This is a genomic window from Pseudomonas sp. MWU12-3103b, assembly GCF_023100615.1.
Lineage (GTDB): Bacteria > Pseudomonadota > Gammaproteobacteria > Pseudomonadales > Pseudomonadaceae > Aquipseudomonas > Aquipseudomonas putida_A.
Map to the genome: position 1 here is coordinate 1 of NZ_JALMEY010000046.1, position 609 is coordinate 609.

Sequence of the window (609 nt, forward strand, 5' to 3'; positions counted from 1 at the left end):
TGATCTGCGCCTGGGTCACCGGTGTGGAATACTCAAAAAAGCCACCCCAACTGAGATGAATGACATCGCCCTCCGCGATGTCCGGGTAAGGCAAGCCGCTGTCGGACTCGGACCTGATGACAATCGGCACCCCCGCTTCGGCAACGTCTTTGTCCACACCGCCGTTGACGATTTCCGGGGGAATGTACATGTACAGGTTGGAGTGACCAGGGTCCGGGTCGGTATCCTGGCCACCGGGGAGTTCCAGTTTGACGAAGAGGTCGAGGGGCTTGTCCGGACGCTCTTCTTTTTGATTGAGCTGTTTGATTTCGTAGGTGAGTTGGTAAGGACCTGTCTGCAGATGACGGGGAGCCACCCACAAGAGAGTCGGTTGCTTGAGCTCTGCCTCGTCAATGATGGGGCGCCCGTCGACCTCACGGCCATTGAGCAGCAGCTTGGCGGTGTCGCCGACAGCCTTGGTGGCCCAGACGGGGATGACGACCAGCAGGCCGAGGTCGGGAAAAGTGAACACCGCCGCCCGGTTGATCCCCCACTGACCGGAAGGCAGGAGGCGCCCGAGCACTATCGGGTCCAGCAATGAATGGGGGGCAGAGATTCTCTTCTTGGGCT

Annotated in this window: 1 pseudogene; it reads right to left on the reverse strand. The window is 59.9% G+C overall.

The annotated features are described in order from the left end of the window. Positions 1–562, reverse strand: a pseudogene (locus M0808_RS28400) (hypothetical protein); the annotation flags it as partial. Between the last annotated feature and the right edge of the window lie 47 nt (positions 563–609).